The 19,199-nt window shown below is 47.9% G+C and carries 25 protein-coding genes; 22 read left to right on the forward strand and 3 right to left on the reverse strand.

Annotated features, from left to right (window positions below; genetic code table 11):
- Window positions 1–123 precede the first annotated feature (123 nt).
- Complete coding sequence (gene purT / locus C3B51_RS19035) at window positions 124–1,311, forward strand: formate-dependent phosphoribosylglycinamide formyltransferase (protein WP_125721232.1); 1,188 nt, start codon at window positions 124–126, stop codon at window positions 1,309–1,311.
- Entirely contained in the window at window positions 1,308–2,195 is an 888-nt protein-coding gene (locus C3B51_RS19040; RefSeq protein ID WP_130246064.1) for an aldo/keto reductase, read from the forward strand. The genes purT and C3B51_RS19040 overlap by 4 nt, the downstream gene beginning before the upstream one ends.
- A 17-nt stretch (window positions 2,196–2,212) precedes the next feature.
- Here the strand turns inward: C3B51_RS19040 and C3B51_RS19045 are convergent, their stop codons facing one another.
- Window positions 2,213–2,899 (reverse strand): TorF family putative porin, encoded by a 687-nt coding sequence (locus C3B51_RS19045; RefSeq protein WP_130246065.1) that lies wholly within the window; start codon window positions 2,897–2,899, stop codon window positions 2,213–2,215.
- A gap of 238 nt (window positions 2,900–3,137) precedes the next feature.
- Entirely contained in the window at window positions 3,138–4,304 is a 1,167-nt protein-coding gene (locus C3B51_RS19050) for a hypothetical protein (protein WP_130246066.1), read from the reverse strand.
- Between the two features lie 211 nt (window positions 4,305–4,515).
- Between C3B51_RS19050 and C3B51_RS19055 the strand changes: the two genes are divergently transcribed.
- The 19 genes from C3B51_RS19055 to rplQ all read left to right on the forward strand — a co-directional run bounded on the left by C3B51_RS19055 (window position 4,516) and on the right by rplQ (window position 16,265).
- Entirely contained in the window at window positions 4,516–6,465 is a 1,950-nt protein-coding gene (locus tag C3B51_RS19055; protein WP_130246067.1) for an AsmA family protein, read from the forward strand.
- A gap of 177 nt (window positions 6,466–6,642) precedes the next feature.
- Window positions 6,643–7,485 (forward strand): polysaccharide deacetylase family protein, encoded by an 843-nt coding sequence (locus C3B51_RS19060; RefSeq protein ID WP_130246068.1) that lies wholly within the window; start codon window positions 6,643–6,645, stop codon window positions 7,483–7,485.
- A 300-nt stretch (window positions 7,486–7,785) separates the two neighbouring features.
- A complete protein-coding gene (gene rplN, locus C3B51_RS19065; RefSeq protein WP_010378257.1) occupies window positions 7,786–8,154 on the forward strand; it encodes a 50S ribosomal protein L14 in 369 nt (122 codons plus the stop codon).
- Between the two features lie 10 nt (window positions 8,155–8,164).
- On the forward strand, window positions 8,165–8,479 hold the full coding sequence (gene rplX, locus C3B51_RS19070; RefSeq protein WP_054017615.1) for a 50S ribosomal protein L24: 315 nt from the start codon (window positions 8,165–8,167) through the stop codon (window positions 8,477–8,479).
- A 15-nt stretch (window positions 8,480–8,494) separates the two neighbouring features.
- A complete protein-coding gene (gene rplE / locus C3B51_RS19075) occupies window positions 8,495–9,034 on the forward strand; it encodes a 50S ribosomal protein L5 (protein ID WP_010386945.1) in 540 nt (179 codons plus the stop codon).
- 10 nt (window positions 9,035–9,044) lie between these two features.
- On the forward strand, window positions 9,045–9,350 hold the full coding sequence (gene rpsN, locus C3B51_RS19080; protein WP_010386944.1) for a 30S ribosomal protein S14: 306 nt from the start codon (window positions 9,045–9,047) through the stop codon (window positions 9,348–9,350).
- 20 nt (window positions 9,351–9,370) lie between these two features.
- Entirely contained in the window at window positions 9,371–9,763 is a 393-nt protein-coding gene (gene rpsH / locus C3B51_RS19085; protein ID WP_130246069.1) for a 30S ribosomal protein S8, read from the forward strand.
- A gap of 13 nt (window positions 9,764–9,776) precedes the next feature.
- On the forward strand, window positions 9,777–10,307 hold the full coding sequence (gene rplF / locus C3B51_RS19090; RefSeq protein WP_125721220.1) for a 50S ribosomal protein L6: 531 nt from the start codon (window positions 9,777–9,779) through the stop codon (window positions 10,305–10,307).
- A gap of 9 nt (window positions 10,308–10,316) precedes the next feature.
- The gene (rplR, locus tag C3B51_RS19095) at window positions 10,317–10,667 is read left to right on the forward strand and encodes a 50S ribosomal protein L18 (protein ID WP_130246070.1); all 351 of its coding nucleotides are present in this window, start codon (window positions 10,317–10,319) and stop codon (window positions 10,665–10,667) included.
- 9 nt (window positions 10,668–10,676) lie between these two features.
- Window positions 10,677–11,183, forward strand: coding sequence for a 30S ribosomal protein S5 (gene rpsE / locus C3B51_RS19100; protein WP_046006903.1), 507 nt, complete (start codon window positions 10,677–10,679; stop codon window positions 11,181–11,183).
- Between the two features lie 6 nt (window positions 11,184–11,189).
- Window positions 11,190–11,369 carry a 50S ribosomal protein L30 gene (gene rpmD, locus C3B51_RS19105; RefSeq protein ID WP_010378276.1) on the forward strand — a complete coding sequence of 60 codons (180 nt, stop codon included), beginning with the start codon at window positions 11,190–11,192 and terminating at the stop codon, window positions 11,367–11,369.
- A gap of 4 nt (window positions 11,370–11,373) precedes the next feature.
- Entirely contained in the window at window positions 11,374–11,808 is a 435-nt protein-coding gene (gene rplO / locus C3B51_RS19110; protein WP_046006902.1) for a 50S ribosomal protein L15, read from the forward strand.
- A gap of 11 nt (window positions 11,809–11,819) precedes the next feature.
- Window positions 11,820–13,148, forward strand: coding sequence for a preprotein translocase subunit SecY (gene secY, locus C3B51_RS19115; protein WP_046006901.1), 1,329 nt, complete (start codon window positions 11,820–11,822; stop codon window positions 13,146–13,148).
- 22 nt (window positions 13,149–13,170) lie between these two features.
- Window positions 13,171–13,284, forward strand: coding sequence for a 50S ribosomal protein L36 (gene rpmJ / locus C3B51_RS19120; protein ID WP_002959476.1), 114 nt, complete (start codon window positions 13,171–13,173; stop codon window positions 13,282–13,284).
- Window positions 13,285–13,413: 129 nt separating this feature from the next.
- Entirely contained in the window at window positions 13,414–13,770 is a 357-nt protein-coding gene (gene rpsM / locus C3B51_RS19125) for a 30S ribosomal protein S13 (RefSeq protein WP_010386936.1), read from the forward strand.
- A gap of 13 nt (window positions 13,771–13,783) precedes the next feature.
- Window positions 13,784–14,170 (forward strand): 30S ribosomal protein S11, encoded by a 387-nt coding sequence (gene rpsK, locus C3B51_RS19130; protein WP_010386935.1) that lies wholly within the window; start codon window positions 13,784–13,786, stop codon window positions 14,168–14,170.
- Window positions 14,171–14,192: 22 nt separating this feature from the next.
- Window positions 14,193–14,813, forward strand: a complete 621-nt coding sequence (rpsD, locus tag C3B51_RS19135; RefSeq protein ID WP_046006900.1) for a 30S ribosomal protein S4 — start codon at window positions 14,193–14,195, stop codon at window positions 14,811–14,813.
- A gap of 24 nt (window positions 14,814–14,837) precedes the next feature.
- Window positions 14,838–15,824 (forward strand): DNA-directed RNA polymerase subunit alpha, encoded by a 987-nt coding sequence (locus tag C3B51_RS19140; protein ID WP_010386933.1) that lies wholly within the window; start codon window positions 14,838–14,840, stop codon window positions 15,822–15,824.
- 39 nt (window positions 15,825–15,863) lie between these two features.
- Entirely contained in the window at window positions 15,864–16,265 is a 402-nt protein-coding gene (rplQ, locus tag C3B51_RS19145; protein WP_010386932.1) for a 50S ribosomal protein L17, read from the forward strand.
- A 96-nt stretch (window positions 16,266–16,361) separates the two neighbouring features.
- Here the strand turns inward: rplQ and C3B51_RS19150 are convergent, their stop codons facing one another.
- The gene (locus tag C3B51_RS19150; RefSeq protein WP_130246071.1) at window positions 16,362–16,952 is read right to left on the reverse strand and encodes a hypothetical protein; all 591 of its coding nucleotides are present in this window, start codon (window positions 16,950–16,952) and stop codon (window positions 16,362–16,364) included.
- 481 nt (window positions 16,953–17,433) lie between these two features.
- On the opposite strand from C3B51_RS19150, the gene C3B51_RS19155 reads away from it, so the two are divergent.
- On the forward strand, window positions 17,434–18,507 hold the full coding sequence (locus tag C3B51_RS19155) for a M23 family metallopeptidase (RefSeq protein ID WP_125721216.1): 1,074 nt from the start codon (window positions 17,434–17,436) through the stop codon (window positions 18,505–18,507).
- The last annotated feature ends 692 nt before the right edge of the window (window positions 18,508–19,199 follow it).

A 19,199-nucleotide genomic window follows, 5' to 3' on the forward strand; every position in this document is an offset into this window, starting at 1 on the left:
TACAAATTGTGTCTTTATTGTTTTTATTTGGATATTTTCACGCTTTTTTTTGTGCTTTCGGTATTGCAATTTATGTTATTTTGTAGTGCATACTTGAAACTCATCGTTACTTAGGAATAAATCATGAAAATTAAACAGTTGGGTACGCCGTTTAGTGCGACCGCGTGTAAGGTGTTGTTATGTGGTGGCGGGGAGCTGGGCAAGGAAGTGGTGATTGAGTTTAAACGCCTGGGTGCTGAGGTGGTGGTGCTGGACCGCTATGAACACGCGCCCGCCATGCAGGTTGCCGACCGCAGTTACACCTTGTCGATGCTGGACGGTGATAAACTGGCTGCAATTATAGAGCAGGAAAAACCCGATTATATTGTGCCAGAGATCGAAGCAATCGCGACCGACACATTGGTGACGCTGGAGCAGCAGGGCTTTACCGTGGTCCCCAGCGCCAGAGCCACGCAACTGACCATGAATCGTGAGGGGATCCGCCGGCTGGCCGCCGAAGAGCTGGGGCTGGCGACGTCGCCTTATCGTTTTGTTGATACCCAACAGGCGTTTATCGCGGCGGTTGGCGAAATTGGCATGCCCTGTGTGGTGAAACCGATTATGAGCTCTTCAGGTAAGGGGCAGAGTGTGGTGCGCACTGAGGCCGACCTCAACGCCGCCTGGGAATACGCACAGCAGGGCGGGCGTGCCGGTCAGGGCAGAGTGATTGTTGAAGGCTTTGTCGACTTTGACTATGAAATTACCCTGCTGACCATTCGCCATATTGATGGCACCAGTTTCTGCGAGCCAATTGGCCATGTCCAACAGGATGGTGACTATCAGCAAAGCTGGCAGCCGCAAGCCATGTCTGAGCTGGCCTTATCGCGCGCCAAAGCCATGGCCGAGCAGATCACCGAAGCGCTGGGTGGCCGGGGCTTGTTCGGGGTTGAGCTGTTTATTAAGAACGATGAGGTGTATTTCAGCGAAGTGTCTCCGCGTCCTCATGACACCGGCATGGTGACCCTGATCTCTCAGGACCTGAGTGAATTTGCCCTCCATGTGCGGGCTATTCTGGGATTGCCTATTCCTAATATTCAGTGTCACGGCCCGTCGGCATCCAGTGTTATACTGGTCGACGGCACGTCACAGCAACTGAGTTTTACTCAGGTCGCCGAGGCCCTTTGTGAAGCCGACACCGATTTGCGTCTGTTTGGCAAACCTGAAGTGGCAGGTCGACGCCGTATGGGGGTTGCACTGGCGCGTGATGAAAGCTGTGAACTGGCCACAGAGAAAGCAAAACGAGTAAGTTCAACCATAGGCACGATTTTATGACACACAAGGTAATGGGCGATCTGGTCGCCGGGTTCTGGCGTTTACTGGACTGGCAGCACAGCCCGGCTCAGACTTTAGAGTTTGTAAAGCAACTGACAGAGCTGGGTATACGTGACACCGATCACGCCGATATCTATGGCCAGTATGAATGCGAAGCGGCTTTTGGTCGTGCACTGGCATTAGAGCCGTCGGTCCGTGAGCAGATCCGTATCATCACCAAATGCGGCATTCGTCCGGCTCTGGCAAGTAAGGGACTGGCGGGCAAAGCCAATCACTATGACTCAAGCAAAGCCCATATCATTGCCTCGGTGCAGCAGTCTTTAAAGCACTTTGGCACAGATCGCATCGATACATTGCTGATCCATCGTCCCGACTATCTGATGGATGCCGACGAAGTGGCTGATGCGTTTAACACACTCAAACAACAGGGTGATGTACTGCACTTTGGAGTGTCGAATTTTACCCCTTCGCAGCTGAGCCTGCTGCAATCTCGCTTAGACTTTAACCTGATCACCAACCAGATAGAGTTTTCACCTTATGAGCTTAAGGCCCTGGATGATGGCACTTTAGATCAGTGTCAGCAGCTGCGTATTCACCCCATGCTGTGGTCACCGCTGGCGGGTGGGCGTATCTTCGCAGCACAAGATGACAAAGCGGTGCGTTTACGTGCTTGCTTGAGTGAGGTGGCAGAAGAAGTGGGTGCCAGCGGCATCGATGCGGTGATCTATGCCTGGTTGCTGATGCACCCAAGCAAGCCCTCTGTGGTGCTGGGCACGGGTAACATTGAGCGGGTACGTACGGCCGTGGCGGCACGTACGCTGACCTTATCCCGCGAGCAATGGTATCGTATCTGGCAGGCATCGACCGGCCATAGTGTGCCTTAAATGAGTAGCAGCCGGACTCAGAGCGTAAAGTCCAGCGCGTAACTCACATAGGCCTTGATGTCATCATCGGCATCAAGGTCTGTTTTGACTAGTCCCAGCGTGAGCCCTCCGGTGCTTAAACTGACACCATAATCCATATAGCTGTCATCCTCACCGGTCCATTCCATAACGGTATCACCACTGGAGCGGCCGATATGCAGGCCCAACTCAGATTCTGAAAACACCGCAAACGCGGCATTGAGCTCCAGATACAACATATCTTCTTCGCTGGTTGAGTCGTCCTGCGCTGTGGTCAGGTGGCTAAGCTTCACGGTGAAAAACTGCCAGCCGAGTGAGGCGTACAGTTCACCAAAGTCGATATCCCCGGCCGCATCCGGATAGGCATAATGGATATAGCCCAGGTCGTAACTGAGCTGATTGTACTCGCCACTGAAGCCTGCATAGAGATCCAGTTCATAGCTGGTGCTGGCGGCATCACCAAAATCCACGTTGGATGCCCAGGTACCAATGTAAAAGCCTTTGCCGCTGTCGTAATCCAGCCCGCCCGAAATGGCGGCACCATCATCCGATTGGGTAATACCGCGCCAGAAATAATTGGAGCTGGCGGCGACATTGGCGCTGACAGAGCTGGGGCTGTCGGCGAATGCCTGCGCGTGGGTGAACAGCAGTGAGATTGCACAAAAAAGTGAGTATTTATTATTCATGTAGCGTCCTCTGGAGCACAAAGTTGTTGTCGTACACGAGGTTGCAATGGCTAAGCCAGCCTTGAAAAAATGCGCTTTTAAATTTTAATGCTTTGATTTATATGGGTATATTTTGTTTTTGAATGTTGGGGGGTAGATTGAAGTGGGAGCGCGCACGCACGTCGCTGGTGCATGGCTTGCTGATATTGCACAATTATCAGGCAGTATCGTTGGCTGCCTGATAATCGTCTCTGAGCGATTAACCGAAGATGGCGCGCATCAGTGAAATGGTCTCATCGACACTGCGGCCTTTTTCGACTTCAGCGATAATAGAGTCGCGCTTAGCACGGATATGCTCCGGGATGCTCTCATCACTCAAAGCGCGGTCAACCAGAGTTTCTGCCGACTCTTTGCTGCGACGCGTGGTTTTAGTCCCGCCACTGCTTGTGGTCCGCTTTGGTTTATTAAGCAATTTGTAATAGTTGGAGCTTTGCGGCGTGTCTTTGTCTGCATAATAGAAGAAGCACGGCAGTAAAGCTTTAATGGCACTCAGCCTGGTTTCAAGCTCGTCAGCGGCGCTGCCCGTTGCAAACCAGGGCATCTTGTTGATGGCGACCACAACATCCTGCCAGTAACGCTCAAAGTCCCGGTTGGTCAGTTTTGCAATGCCCAATGCCTGACACAGGGGATCCAGCTTGCTGTTGACCAGCGGCGTGAACACATCCGGGCGGCGCATCGCCAGCAGGCGAGTGGCGGGCGCCAGAGTGGGTTTTTCATCGCTGTGACTGAATGCCATCAGGTAAGCCACGACAAACTCCTGATAATGCTGCGCTGTAACCTCACCTTCCAGTGGGATGTGAGCCAGCGCCGTATCGAACTCACCTGGTAAATCGGCGAGTAACTGGTGGAACCCTTTGGCACTTTTGGTTGAGGCAAACCATTCGACATCGAACTGATATACACCGGTATCCAGACTGGCGGCATGTTTGCCACTGAACGCCAGGCGGTCTTCGCTGATCATCTCTTGTAACGGTGTGGCGCGCAGTGGAGCCAGGTAGTCAATCAGCTTCAGCTGCTCGTCCAGTGCCAGCTCGGTCTCACGTTGACGAATGAATTCGCAGATCACAGGCCAGGGCGCAATACGTAAGGTTTTTAGCTGCAAAAAGCTGATGGCACTGATCAGCATATCCTGAAGCTTCTTCACGATAGGCAACTGGTGATCGTCAAGCAGTTCAAAATTAATGCGGTTTTTGGCTACGTCCAGTAACTCATAGCACCACCCCAGAAAGTCTTCCGGATGATTTTCGACCTTGACGGCCATCAGGTTAAGGCTGATCTCGGTCGCCTGTTTCAGGATGTTCTGGTAGATCTGACTTTCTTGTTCGCCCAAAGCCATATTCGACGGTGAAATGAGCAGCTTCTTCATGTCGCAGCGGTTCTCCAACTAGAGGGTTAAATTCAGACTATTCAGTTTAGCGAAAGGTCGGCAAAACTGACAAGGGCGTGGATCATACCGGGATCTCCCACAAGTGCAATGCGAGATAGGGCGGATTGAAAAATCTTCCGGGCTGAAGGTGAATTTATCAACCAGATCGCTATCATAGAATGAGTCATAGATCATTTATAAAGGAAGAGTTATGAAACGCGTACTCAAACTGGTCGGTGCTCTGGTGCTGTTACTGGTGATTACTGTTGTGGTGGCGCCAATGCTGATCCCGACTTCGACCATCATTGCGCAGCTGGAGCAGCAGGTTGAGGCGAATACCGGGCGCAAGTTGCAAATTGCAGGCGACAGTGAGCTCAGTATTCTGCCGCGCCTGAATATTACCCTTAATGATGTGCGCTTTGAAAATATGCCGGGCGGCAGCCAACCTCATATGCTGACCATGGACCAGCTGGCCGTGCATATTCCCTGGGTGTCGCTGTTTTCCGGCGAGTTTCAGCTGGAGCAGTTTGTGATCCGCAACCCGAAAATTCTGCTGGAGAAAAATGCCGCAGGCCAGGCCAACTGGGTATTGGCGTTGGGCAAGGGCGCAGCGCCAGAACAGCCTGCTGAGCAGGCCAAGCCTGCATCGGGCCCGGTATCATTGCCACAAGGCTTTGACATTGCACTGGGTGAGGTGGCCATTTATGGCGGTGAGCTGATCTATGCAGACGCCACCTCAGGGGCACGTCATACAGTTTCCGACTTGGCACTGACTATCACGCTGCCTTCTTTGTATAAGGCGCTGGAGCTGGATGGTAAGGTGACCTTTCAGGGGGAAACGTTTGCCCTCAAAATGGCTGTCGATACGCCAGCTAAGGCCATAGAAAGCAAAGACTTTAGTTTTTCACAGGCGCTGCAATCACGGCTGGTAAATATGACCTTTGATGGTCTGATTGCACAGCAGGGCCAAGTTTTTAGCGGTGCATTGAAGCTGTCCGGTGATTCAGTAAAAGACATTGCGCAATGGCAAAAGGTCGATTTAAAGGCCAAGCCCGAGGCCTTTAATCAGTTTGAAGTGGCCGGCGAAATGCGTTTTGCCAATGACGTATTCGCATTGCAGTCATTAACGGCCAAACTGGATAAACTTGATATTCAGGGCCGCAGTGAGATTAAACTGGGTGAACGCTTGCACGTCGATGCCAATGTGGACCTGGGCATGCTGGACCTTAATCCTTATTTACCAGAGCCCGTGGAGGCACCGGAGCAGCCGGAGGGTACACCGGGTGAGCCGCAGCCGATCGTCTGGGATGACAGCGAAATTGATTTATCGGCACTCAATATGCTCGACGCCAGCGTCGTGATCCGCTCCAATGGCCTGCGCGCCAGAGAGATTAAATTGGGCGAGAACCAGTTTTCCGTGGTGCTGAACAAAGGCAAGGCTAAGCTGTCGATGGACAAATTTGCGGCCTATGAGGGCAGTGGCAAAGGGGTCGTTCATGTCAACGCCGCGGCTAAGCCGTATCAAATTACCACTAATTTCGCACTCAACAGCATCAATGCTGAGCCACTGCTGACCGATGCCATTGGTTTCGATAAGGTGCTGGGTAAAGGCAGCCTGAACTGGGATCTGGAAACCCGAGGCGTCAGCCAGAAACAGTTTGTCTCGGCGCTGGCCGGGGAGTTGGCGTTTGAGTTTAAAGACGGCGGTGTCAAAGGCGCCAATCTGGCCGAAATGGTGCGTAAAGGCAAAGAAATACTTAAAGGGGATTTTTCATCTGTCTCTGAAGGGCTGAATGCCGACTTTGACCCAAACCAGAAAACGGACTTCTCTGCACTGACTGGCAGCTTTCAGTTTCTTAACGGCGTTGGCCGTAACCGTGACCTGAATCTGGCAAGTCCGTTGATCCGTATTACCGGAGAAGGAGAAGTCGACTTACCCAAAACTTATGTGAATTATCGGGTTGTAACCGGAATCGTAGACACCATAGAGGGCCAGCAAAGCCAGGATGACAGCACCGGCTTTAAAGTGCCGGTCAGAATTAAGGGTCCGTTCCACAAGGTGGAAACTAAACTGGACCTGAGTGGCGCGGCGAAAGACAAAGCCAAAGATGCCGTAAAAGATAAGCTAAAAGACAAACTGAAAGGGTTCTTTGGCGGATAACCCGGCATTTAAAGACCTCCGACCGGGCCGTCTGGCCCGGTTTTTTTCTTCATTAAACTCAAAGTGCTAAGCCCGTCATAAGCTTTGTTCAGAAAACCTTAAGTGGCGTCATTCTCTAGGCTTGGCCACACTGAGCACCTGAATTAGACCTTCTTATACCTTTTCCCGGAGCAATCCATGACAAAAATCTTCACACTGCTTACCCTGCTAAGCTGCACTCTGGCCCTCCCTTTGGTTCATGCTGACACGCACAGTGACTCAGACAAACAGGCGGGCGACGTTTTCCATTACCCTCATGGGGCTCGCAATGCGGTGAGCCTGACGTTTGATGATGCACGAGTCAGTCAGCTGGATATAGCAGTGCCTATTTTGAATAAACACGGTGTCAGGGGCACTTTCTATGTGATGCCAGATCCTGTGCGAGAGCGAATAAAAGACTGGCGCAAAGTGGTGGCTGCGGGGCATGAATTGGGCAATCATACCCACTCTCATCTGTGTACAGGCAACTTCGCCTGGCTGAGAGCGCAGGACAAAGGGCTGGAGCAGATTGACCTTGACTGGCTGGAACAGGACATTCTTAAAACCAACCAGTTTTTGAAAACCCAACTGGGTGTGATTGCGCAAAGCTTTGCCTATCCCTGCGGTAATACCTTTGTGGGTCGCGGCGTTCAGGTGAAAAGCTATGTGCCTCTGATAGCCAAACATTTCAGCTCCGGGCGCACCTGGCTCGATGAAACCGCGAATAATCCGACCTACCTTGATTTTGCCCAGCTGACCGGAATACGTATGGATGGTATGGGCTTTGAGGAGTTGAAAACGATGATAGAAGCGCTTCGTGAGGACAACAAATGGATCATCCTGGCGGGCCACGATGTGGGCGAAAATGGCCTTTACAGTGTCAATGCCGAGGTACTGTCACAATTAATTCATTATCTAAAAGAGCCAAAAAATGGCTTTTGGCTGGAAACCGTCGATAAAGTGTCTCACTACATAAAAATGCACCGAAAACAGCCTAAGTAGCCTGTTTTTTGTTCGCTGATAGGCAGTTATCATCTTGGTCTTTGCGCCACATTTGCATAATTAGTTTGTCAGTCTGACTTGTGAACGTTTGGTTTGTCCCCATATCCCTGTTTTAATGCAAGTTCGGCGCAGCGGCCCGGTCAAATTAATTAAAAATTGAACTATCTTTAGCGCTGCTTTGCTGTTACAATTGCCCGCCCTTGAAGCACGACGCGTTCGTAATTTGAGTGGAAATTAATCTAAATGCTTAGGTTTTAAACAAAATCTAGGCGAGTTGTAATTACACCGGAGCTCATCAAGATGATCCAAATGCAAACTCAGCTGGACGTTGCTGATAACAGCGGCGCTCGCAAAGTGCAGTGTATTAAAGTCTTAGGTGGTTCGCACCGTCGCTACGCAGCGGTTGGCGACATCATTAAAGTTTCTGTTAAAGAAGCGATTCCTCGCGGTAAAGTGAAGAAAGGTGATGTTAAAAACGCAGTAGTCGTGCGCACCAAAAAAGGCGTTCGTCGTCCAGACGGTTCTTTGATCCGTTTCGACAGTAATGCTGCTGTTATCCTTAACGATAACCTACAGCCGATCGGAACTCGTATCTTCGGCCCTGTGACTCGTGAACTACGTACTGAGAAGTTCATGAAGATCGTTTCACTAGCACCAGAAGTACTATAAGGAGTCGATCATGGCAGCAAAAATCCGTCGTGATGACGAAGTAATCGTACTAGCCGGTAAAGACAAAGGTAAGCGCGGTAAAGTGCTTTCAGTTGTAACTGATACTGGTCGAGTATTTGTCGAAGGCATCAATATCATCAAAAAGCACCAGAAGCCTGTACCACAACTACAGCAAGCTGGCGGCATTGTTGAGAAAGAAGCGTCTATCGACGTATCTAATGTCGCGATCTTCAATGCCGAAACTGGCAAAGCTGATCGTGTAGGTTTTAGATTTGAAGACGGTAAAAAAGTCCGTTTCTTCAAGTCTACTGGTAAAACTATCTAATAGTTGGAGTAGACGATGGCGAAACTGCATGAAGTGTACAAAGACAAAGTAGTAAAAGAACTTTTCGAAAAGTTCGGTTACAGCTCTGTCATGCAAGTCCCTCAGATCGAAAAGATCACACTAAATATGGGTGTGGGCGAAGCCCTAGCTGACAAGAAGATTCTAGAGAATGCAGTAGCAGACCTAGAAGCTATCTCTGGTCAGAAGCCTCTGGTAACTAAAGCACGCAAATCTGTTGCTGGCTTTAAGATCCGTGAAGGTTACCCTATTGGCTGTAAAGTAACCCTACGCGGCGAGCGTATGTGGGATTTCCTAGAGCGTTTAGTCTCTATCGCGATGCCACGTATTCGTGACTTCCGCGGTGTTAGCGCAAAGTCTTTTGACGGTCGCGGTAACTATTCTATGGGCGTACGTGAGCAAATCATCTTCCCAGAAATCGATTATGATAAAGTCGACCGTGTTCGCGGTATGGACATCACAATCACTACTTCTGCGAAAACAGATGACGAAGGCCGTGCGTTGTTAGAAGCGTTCAACTTCCCATTCAAAAAGTAAGGGTAGGGTTATGGCAAAGAATTCAATGAAAGCACGTGACGTAAAACGTGCTAAATTAGTTGCTCAGTATGCTGAAAAGCGTGCTGCGTTAAAAGCTATCATCAGCGATGTTAACGCATCTGATGATGAGCGTTGGGATGCAGTGTTAAAGCTACAGTCTTTACCACGCGATTCTAGCCCTTCACGTCAACGTAATCGTTGTAACATCACGGGCCGCCCACATGGTTACCTTCGCAAGTTCGGCATGAGCCGTATTAAAGTACGCGAAGCTGCTATGCGCGGTGAAATTCCTGGCCTTAAAAAGGCTAGTTGGTAATAGAATCACGGGAGTAAGACATGAGCTTGCAAGATCCAATTGCGGATTTGTTTACACGCATCCGTAACGGTCAGACTGCGAAGAAGGTATCTGTAACTATGCCAACTTCAAAGCTGAAAGTAGCTATTGCTAAGGTACTAAAAGACGAAGGTTACATCAGTGACTTCGCAGTATCTGGTGACGTTAAAGCAGAATTGACTATCGAACTTAAGTACTTCGAAGGCAAAGCTGTTATCGAAAACATCCAGCGTGTTAGCCGCCCTGGTCTACGTATCTATAAGAAACGTGACGAATTACCTAAGGTAATGGGTGGTCTAGGTATCGCTATCGTATCAACTTCTAAAGGCCTGATGACAGACCGCGCTGCGCGTAACGCTGGTGTTGGTGGTGAAATCATTGGCTTTGTAGCTTAATCGGAGGGGAACTATGTCTCGTATAGCGAAGGCTCCTATTACTGTTCCTGCCGGTGTTGAAGTTACAGTTAACGGCCAGGACATCAAAGTTAAAGGCAAAAATGGTGAATTAACTCGCACGATCAACGATGCGGTTGAAGTTTCACTTAACGACAACGTTATCACTACAGCTCCACGTGAAGTTGCTAATGCTTGGGCTCAAGCAGGTACTGCACGTGCGTTGATCAACAACATGATCATCGGTGCTAACGAAGGTTTTGAGAAGAAACTACAACTAGTAGGTGTTGGTTACCGTGCGGCAGTTAAGGGTAAAGTATTAGACTTAACTCTTGGCTTCTCTCACCCAGTGAACTTCGAGATCCCTGAGGGTATCACTATCGAAGCTCCAAGCCAGACTGAAATTGTTGTTAAGGGCGCAGATAAGCAGCTTGTTGGTCAAACTGCTGCGAACATTCGTTCATACCGTGAGCCAGAGCCTTATAAAGGTAAAGGTGTACGTTATGCTGACGAATACGTGCGTCGTAAAGAGGCTAAGAAGAAGTAAGGTAAGACGATGGATAAGAAAACAGCTCGTCTACGTCGTGCTAAGCGCACTCGTAGAAATATTATCGAACAGGGCACAACTCGCCTTGTTATCCACCGCACGCCACGTCACATTTACGCTCAAGTGATCAACGCTGAGGGTAATGTGCTGGCTGCTGCTTCTACTGTTGAAAAAGCAATTGCTGAAACAGTTAAAGGCACAGGCAACATCGAAGCGGCTCAAGCAGTTGGTAAAGCAATCGCTGAGCGCGTAGCTGACAAAGGCGTTGAAAAAATCGCTTTTGATCGCAGTGGCTTTAAATATCACGGCCGTGTGAAGGCGCTTGCTGATGCAGCGCGTGAAGCCGGTCTGCAATTCTAGGAGTAGACAATGGCTAACGTAGAAGCAAAAGCACAACAGCCTGAATTGGCTGAAAAGCTAATCGCGGTAAACCGTGTGTCTAAAGTAGTTAAAGGTGGTCGTATCTTTAGCTTCACAGCACTGACTGTAGTTGGTGACGGCGCAGGTAAAGTAGGTTTCGGTTACGGTAAAGCACGTGAAGTTCCAGCTGCTATTCAAAAAGCAATGGAAAAAGCACGTCGTAACATGATCTCAGTAGACCTTAACGGTCATACTTTGCAGCACCCTATCAAGGGTCGCCATGCTGGTTCTAAAGTATACATGCAGCCTGCATCAGAAGGTACAGGTATCATCGCCGGTGGTGCGATGCGTGCAGTACTAGAAGTTGCTGGTGTGCAGAACGTACTTTCAAAAGCATACGGTTCTACTAACCCGATCAACATCGTTCGTGCAACAGTTGCCGCTCTAGAGAACATGAATTCTCCAGAAGGCATTGCTGCTAAACGTGGTCTTAGCGTTGACGAAATTTTGGGGTAAGACACCATGGCAAACACAGTAAAAGTAACTCAAGTACGTAGCTCAATCGGTCGTTTACCGAAGCATAAAGCTACATTACGTGGCCTTGGTTTACGTCGTATCAACCACACTGTTGAGCTAGAAGATACGCCAGCAGTTCGCGGTATGATCAACCAAGTTTCTTACATGGTTAAGGTAGAGGGTTAATTCGATGCATTTGAATACACTTTCACCTGCTGCTGGTGCAAAGACAGCTGGTAAGCGTGTTGGCCGTGGTATCGGTTCTGGTCTTGGTAAGACTGGTGGTCGTGGTCACAAAGGTCAAAAATCACGCTCAGGCGGTAAAGTACGCGTTGGTTTCGAAGGCGGTCAAATGCCTATGCAACGTCGTCTGCCTAAGTTCGGTTTCACTTCTCGTAAATCACTAGTATCTACAGAAGTTAACCTATACGAAATCGCTAAAGTTGAAGGCGATGTGGTAGACGTAAACGCGTTACAAGCAGCTGGTATCGTTAAAAAGAACATCCAGTTCGTAAAAGTTGTTAAATCTGGCGAAGTTTCACGCGCAGTTACCGTTAAAGGCATCAAAGTGTCTAAAGGTGCTCGCGAAGCTATCGAAGCTGCCGGAGGCAAGGTAGAAGACTAAGGAAGTACACTATGGCTAAACCAGGTCAAGATATGCAAAGCGCACAGAGTGGGCTAGCGGAACTGAAGCGCCGACTACTGTTTGTATTGGGTGCTATCATTATTTACCGTTTAGGTTCGTTCGTGCCGATCCCTGGGATTGATGCCGCCGTACTTGCCGAATTCTTCGAGCAACAAAAGGGCACCATTGTTGAAATGTTCAACATGTTCAGCGGTGGTGCGCTTGAGCGTGCCTCGGTACTCGCGCTGGGTATTATGCCCTATATCTCAGCTTCAATTATTATGCAGCTATTAACGCACATACATCCTGCGATGATAGAGCTTAAGAAAGAAGGTGAGCAAGGTCGTAAGAAGATCAGTCAGTACACGCGTTATGGTACGCTTGTGCTTGCTACATTCCAGTCTATCGGTATTGCCACTAACCTTCCTAATATGATGGATGGGTTGGTTGTGAATCCTGGTTTCGGTTTCTACTTCACCGCTGTGGTGAGCTTAGTAACCGGTACTATGTTCCTGATGTGGCTGGGCGAACAAATCACAGAACGCGGTATTGGTAACGGTATCTCGGTTCTGATTTTTGTTGGTATTGTAGCTAACCTGCCGTCTGCAATCGGTTCGACAGCAGAAATGGCGCGTCAAGGTGATCTGAACGTATTAGCTTTGGTTGTGATTGCGGTAATCGTATTCGCTGTAACTTATTTGGTAGTGTTCTTTGAGCGTGGTCAACGTCGTATCGTTGTTAACTACGCAAAACGTCAGCAAGGCCGTCAGGTCTTCGCAGCGCAGAGCACGCATTTACCATTGAAAGTAAACATGGCGGGTGTTATTCCACCAATCTTTGCTAGCAGCATCATTTTGTTCCCTGGTACAATTGCAAGCTGGTTCGGTCAAGGTGAAGGTCCAGTTGCTGACTTCTTACAAGCCGTCTCTGCAGTGTTGACTCCTGGTCAGCCTCTGTATGCGATGGTACTTGCAGCAGCGATTATCTTCTTCTGCTTCTTCTACACTGCGTTGGTATTTAACCCGCGTGAGACAGCAGACAACCTGAAGAAATCTGGCGCATTTATTCCAGGCATTCGCCCAGGTGAGCAGACATCTAAATACATTGATAAAGTAATGACACGCCTGACTTTGGCCGGTGCGTTGTATATTACCTTTATCTGTCTGGTGCCCGAGTTTATGACCATGGCGTGGCAAACGCCGTTCTACTTCGGCGGTACATCAATCTTGATTATCGTTGTGGTTATCATGGACTTTATGGCACAAGTACAGACCCATCTGATGTCTCATCAGTATGATTCTGTGCTGAAAAAAGCGAACCTTAAAGGCTACGGCCGCTAAGGTCTGTTTACGGAGTTGAGTAATGAAAGTACGTGCTTCCGTTAAGAAAATCTGCCGTAACTGTAAAGTTATCAAACGTGCCGGTGTGGTACGCGTGATCTGCAGTGAGCCTAAGCACAAGCAAAGGCAAGGCTAAGAAATCTAGTCGTGCAGGCTAAGTAATCTACTTAGCCTGTTTCATTGGTAAAACCTGAATGTCGGTTGGGTATCCTATACGGGCTTTCCAGCAAGATGATAATCAGGTTTATTTATAGGAGATATGTTAGTGGCCCGTATCGCAGGCATTAACGTTCCTGATCATAAGCATGCTGTTATCGGTTTAACAAGCATCTATGGTGTAGGTAAAACTCGCGCTAAGGCTATCTTAGCTGCGACAGGTATCGCTGAAACTACTAAAATCGGCGATTTAAACGACGAAACTCTTGACATCCTTCGTGAAGAAGTTGGCAAGTACACTGTTGAAGGTGATCTTCGTCGTGAAGTTACACTAAACATCAAGCGTCTTATGGACCTTGGTTGTTTCCGTGGCTTACGTCACCGTCGTTCGCTTCCACTACGTGGTCAGCGTACTAAGACTAACGCGCGTACTCGTAAGGGTCCTCGCAAGCCTATCAAGAAATAAGGTGGGGTAAGTTATGGCAAAAGCACCAATTCGTCGTAAAAAGGTCAAAAAGCAGGTTGTTGACGGCATGGCTCACGTTCATGCATCTTTCAACAACACGATTGTGACCATCACTGACCGTCAAGGCAATGCTCTTTCTTGGGCGACTGCAGGTGGTTCAGGTTTCCGTGGTTCTCGTAAGTCTACTCCTTTCGCTGCACAGGTTGCTGCGGAGCGTGCAGGTACTGCTGCTCAAGAGTACGGTCTTAAGAACCTAGAAGTATTCATCAAAGGTCCAGGTCCAGGCCGTGAGTCTGCTGTTCGTGCATTGAATGCTGCTGGTTTCCGTATCACAAACATCACTGACGTGACGCCAATCCCACATAATGGTTGTCGTCCACCGAAGAAACGTCGCGTATAATTAATAGGTTAGGAGAAAGAACATGGCAAGATATTTGGGCCCTAAGCTCAAGCTGAGTCGTCGTGAAGGTACTGACCTGTTCCTTAAAAGCGGCGTAAGAGCTATTGACTCTAAGTGTAAACTAGAAACAGCACCTGGTCAGCACGGCGCACGTAAAGGTCGTCTATCTGACTACGGTCTACAGCTACGTGAAAAGCAAAAAGTTCGTCGTATCTACGGTGTACTTGAAAAGCAATTCCGTAACTACTACAAAGAAGCTGCTCGCCTTAAAGGCAACACAGGTGAAAACCTGCTTCAGCTTCTAGAGCAACGTCTGGACAATGTTGTATATCGCATGGGTTTTGCAAGCACACGTGCTGAAGCGCGTCAGCTAGTAAGCCACAAAGCGATTATGGTTAATGGTCGTGTTGTTAATATCCCTTCTTTCGTAGTTACTCCAGAAGACGTGGTAGTAATTCGCGAGAAGTCTAAAAAGCAAGCGCGTATCATCGCTGCTCTAGAGTTGGCTGAGCAACGCGAAAAGCCAACTTGGATTGAAGTTGACGGTTCAAAAATGGAAGGTACTTTCAAGCGCCTACCAGAGCGTTCTGATCTGTCTGCGGACATTAACGAACAACTAATCGTCGAACTTTACTCGAAGTAAAGTTAAGAGTTAAGAGAGGATAAAATGCAGGGTTCTGTAACCGAATTCCTAAAACCAAGATTAGTCGATATCGACGCTGTAAGCTCAACGCGTTCTAAAGTAGTTTTAGAGCCTCTAGAGCGTGGTTTCGGCCACACACTAGGCAATGCTCTACGTCGTATACTTCTTTCATCTATGCCTGGTTGTGCTGTGACAGAAGTTGAAATTGACGGTGTATTGCACGAGTACAGCGCGAAAGAAGGCGTACAAGAAGACATCATTGAAATTCTGTTGAACCTAAAAGGTCTGGCAGTATCTCTAGAAGGTAAAGATGAAGTTTTCCTTACCCTGACTAAGTCTGGTGTAGGCCCTGTGACTGCGGCTGATATCCAGCACGACGGAGACGTGACTATTGCCAACCCTGAGCATGTGATCTGTCACCTTACGGCTGACAATAGTGAGATCAGCATGCGCATTCGCGTTGAGCGTGGTCGCGGTTATGTACCGGCGTCTAGTCGTTTATCCTCTGATGACGATGAGCGTCCAATCGGCCGTTTGCTGCTTGATGCATCATTCAGCCCGGTTGAGCGTATTGCGTACTCGGTTGAGTCAGCTCGTGTTGAGCAACGCACAGACTTAGACAAACTAATCATCGATATGGAAACGAACGGCACTTTGGATCCTGAAGAAGCGATCCGTCGTGCGTCTACTATTCTTGCTGAGCAGCTAGAAGCATTCGTAGACTTACGTGATGTTTCTGAGCCGGAAGAAAAAGAAGAGAAGCCAGAGTTCGATCCTATTCTGCTTCGTCCAGTCGATGACTTAGAGCTAACTGTACGTTCTGCGAACTGTCTGAAAGCCGAGCAAATTCAATATATCGGTGACTTAGTACAGCGTACTGAAGTTGAGCTTCTGAAAACACCAAACCTTGGTAAGAAGTCTCTGACTGAAATTAAAGACGTGCTAGCTTCACGTGGTCTTTCTCTGGGCATGCGCCTGGAAAACTGGCCACCTGCAAGTCTGGCTGAGTAATCTAAGTTACTATATTAGTTTAGTTAGAAGGATAGGGTCATGCGCCATCGTAAGAGTGGTCGTCAATTAAACCGTAACAGCAGCCATCGCAAAGCGATGTTCAGCAACATGGCTGGTTCTTTGGTGAAGCACGAAATCATCAAAACAACTTTGCCTAAAGCGAAAGAGTTGCGCCGTGTAATTGAACCTTTAATCACACTGGCTAAGACTGACAGCGTAGCAAACCGTCGTTTAGCGTTTGCTCGCACGCGTGATAAAGAAGTAGTTGGTAAATTGTTCTCTGAGATCGGTCCTCGTTTTGCGGATCGTCCAGGTGGTTACACTCGTATTCTGAAGTGTGGCTTCCGTGCAGGTGACAACGCGCCAATGGCTTACATTGAACTACTAGATCGCCCAGTTGCGACTGAAGAAGTTCAAGAAGACGCGCAGTCTGCAGAGTAAGTCTTACTAGTTAAGACACAGAAAAGCCGGGCATTGCCCGGCTTTTCTACATCTAAAGGATAGTTGTCCGTCTAAATAGGTATTGGTATTTATCTATTAAAAATTCCAGTGGAACAACAAGCCTAGGTGGTTACCATCCATTTTTGGGGCGTCGCTATAGCTGTAACCAGCGAAGTTTGACAGTTCGTACTCTACGACACTGTATCTAAGCTCCAGGCTGGCATTGAAACTTTCGAATGAGTACATCCCAGACAGGATGAGTTTGCCTGCATTATCGAATTCAGCATCATCAGCAAAGTCATTATCTAGTTCAACAGCCATATCTAAGCCTGCACCCAGACCGAATTTAAACTGCTCGTTGATTTTGTAATAGGGGATTGTTTCGAGCGCAAAGCGGCTAAAGGTCACATCACCATTTTTTGCGTTCGCAGAATCGAAGTGATATGCGGCATTAAAGCGAATATCAAACTGTTGATTGAGTGAATAATTTAACGCACCACCCAGGATAAAGCCATCTCCGGCCTTAATACTGTCGCTGCTATCATCTTCATAGTTGAGCGTACCAATTGTGTCGCCACCCATGGTGTAACCAACCGTTGCAGATAACGCCCAAGGGCTTTGGGTTTCTTCAGAGGCAAATGCGGTTGTTGAAAGTACCGCTAATACAGCTAAGCCTAACCTTTTCATTACTTTCCTTATTTTTGAATGAATTTCGCGCCATTGTGTCTAATAAAGAGTAAGTTGTATAGGGGCTTGAACAGCCCAAAGGTGAATTGTTGTAAATAAAAATAGGCGTAATATAGAGGCTGAAGAGCAGCTACGTGCGTCTCCATATTTCAGAGCTGTCATACTGGCTTGTGAACTTGTGCCCATTAAAGCTTTAGCTGACACTTAATCACCTTTATAGCCACATCCCTCCCTAGTAAAGTTGCAATTTGTTTTTTAACAATATAAACACTATTTTTACCTTAGCAGTGGCTAATGTACGCTGATAGGTTACTGGTAGTTGTACACGCTTAGGTGTGACTGGCTGTTTTGACGAATCTCCTCTGAGACACTGCCTTAGAGTCGCATTATTTCGCACCACGGAGTTCCAACTGGAAACTTGGCTCTGTCTATGAGTTGTTGAACCGGTCTTATCGGCTATTCAGTTCAGAAGGAAGGAATAATGAAAACACTACTAAGTTTGCTGGCTCTGTCTGTGAGCTTCAACGGCTTTTCACACTCACTAATGCCGGACATTGATATCGGCAAATACGATGCTGCTAATATTTCTGATAAGTACACACTGGATTGGCTACAAGATGATAATTTTGTTTATCGTCCGATAGCGTATCCGTTTCAGATGTCCGATTATTTTTCTGCACACGCTCAGTGGCAGCCTTTAGAGGAAGCGCTTTTGCACTGGAGTGCTGCGTTTGGTGTCGACCCACGGATCATACTGACGACGTTAGCGGAGTCTCATAACTGGTCGCCAACGAGTGAAGTGTCAGCATCATCACTGAGTATTTACCAGCAGGAAGTAAAGTCGATAGCCAATCGTCTATCCCAGTTGTTTTATCATTTTCATGATCAAAGTGTACAGGGAATGAATGCGGCGTCCTATGCGATTGCTTCTTCATTCAGCGATAAAGAGCAGGCGGTGAAGTGGCAGAGTCGCTATATCAGCTGGTTTGGTAAGCCCATCCAGTCTACTGAGCGTGCTGTAACGGCCATACCGGATATGCAGTGGCCCTGGCGGGCAGGATATAACTGGACACCTAATGGCCCTCATTCACATACAGGTTCCGGTTATCCATTGTCGTCAATCGATGTAGCTTATGACTGGCCGGGCTGGGGCGGACAAACTTACAGTGTGGCTGCGGCTCATGATGGTCAGGTGTCGGTCTTTTCCCGCTGTCAGTTGAGGGTGACTCATCCGGATGGATGGGCGACTAATTACTACCATATGGATGGTATAACAGTAAGAGATGGCGACTGGGTCGATAAGAACCAGCGTATAGGCACTTACGCCAGCCAGAAAAATATTGCTCTGTGCCAGGGCGGATCTTCAACGGGTCCACATTTGCACTTTTCATTACTCTACAATGGCCGCTTTCAGTCTTTACAGGACATATCATTTGGCCCATATAAAATCGATGTAGGCCGATATAGCTATGACAGTAACTGTCGATATACCTGGATGCTGGACACACGTTCAAATTCAAGAAAGTGCTTCTGGAATAGAGTCGATAATCCTTGAGCTACAAGGATGAAGTAATATCTGTGTGTGGCACGTATCTGATTTAAAGAAACAAAGCGCTCAAATGGCACCGCGAATAGCTCGCAGCCACAGAGACTGGGGTATCAAAGGAGCACAATATCTTTGCTTGTGCTCTTTTTCTGGTGCTGAAAGTCTAAGTTTTGTGCTTAATTTGAGCTGTTTGTTTTAATTTCATTCGAACGCACCGTTTTTCTCACTTTTCTTCAAAAAAGGGGTTGCGCTGAGTTTCGATTTCCCTATAATGCGCATCCACCGACACGGGGTGCTCGCTACGAAGTAGAACGCTGAAAAGCAACGAGCCAAGTGAAGAGAAAGCCAAACGGAAAGCTTAATTAAGAAAAATTAAATTTTCTAGTTGACTTTAAAAGTGAAGCGGTTAATATGGCGCTCCACTTCGCAGCAAGGCTGCGGTAACTAACCAGGGTTAGTTATTCTGTTCTTTAAAAATATGAAGCAATCATCTGTGTGGGCACTCGTGCAGATTGAGTTCTAACAGCGAATTTCAGTTTACTGAATGACGCACAAAAATTTAGAGTCTCAACTGAACTGAGTGACTAACATAGTCAATTCGTTTTGATTTTACTTTTTTGAAAAAGTAGAAACAGACAAAATCAGAATTCATTGAGCACGTTTGAAGTTTACTTCAAACAAAAAAACTTTTAATTGAAGAG

This window comes from Pseudoalteromonas rubra, assembly GCF_004212645.1.
Taxonomy (GTDB): domain Bacteria; phylum Pseudomonadota; class Gammaproteobacteria; order Enterobacterales; family Alteromonadaceae; genus Pseudoalteromonas; species Pseudoalteromonas rubra_G.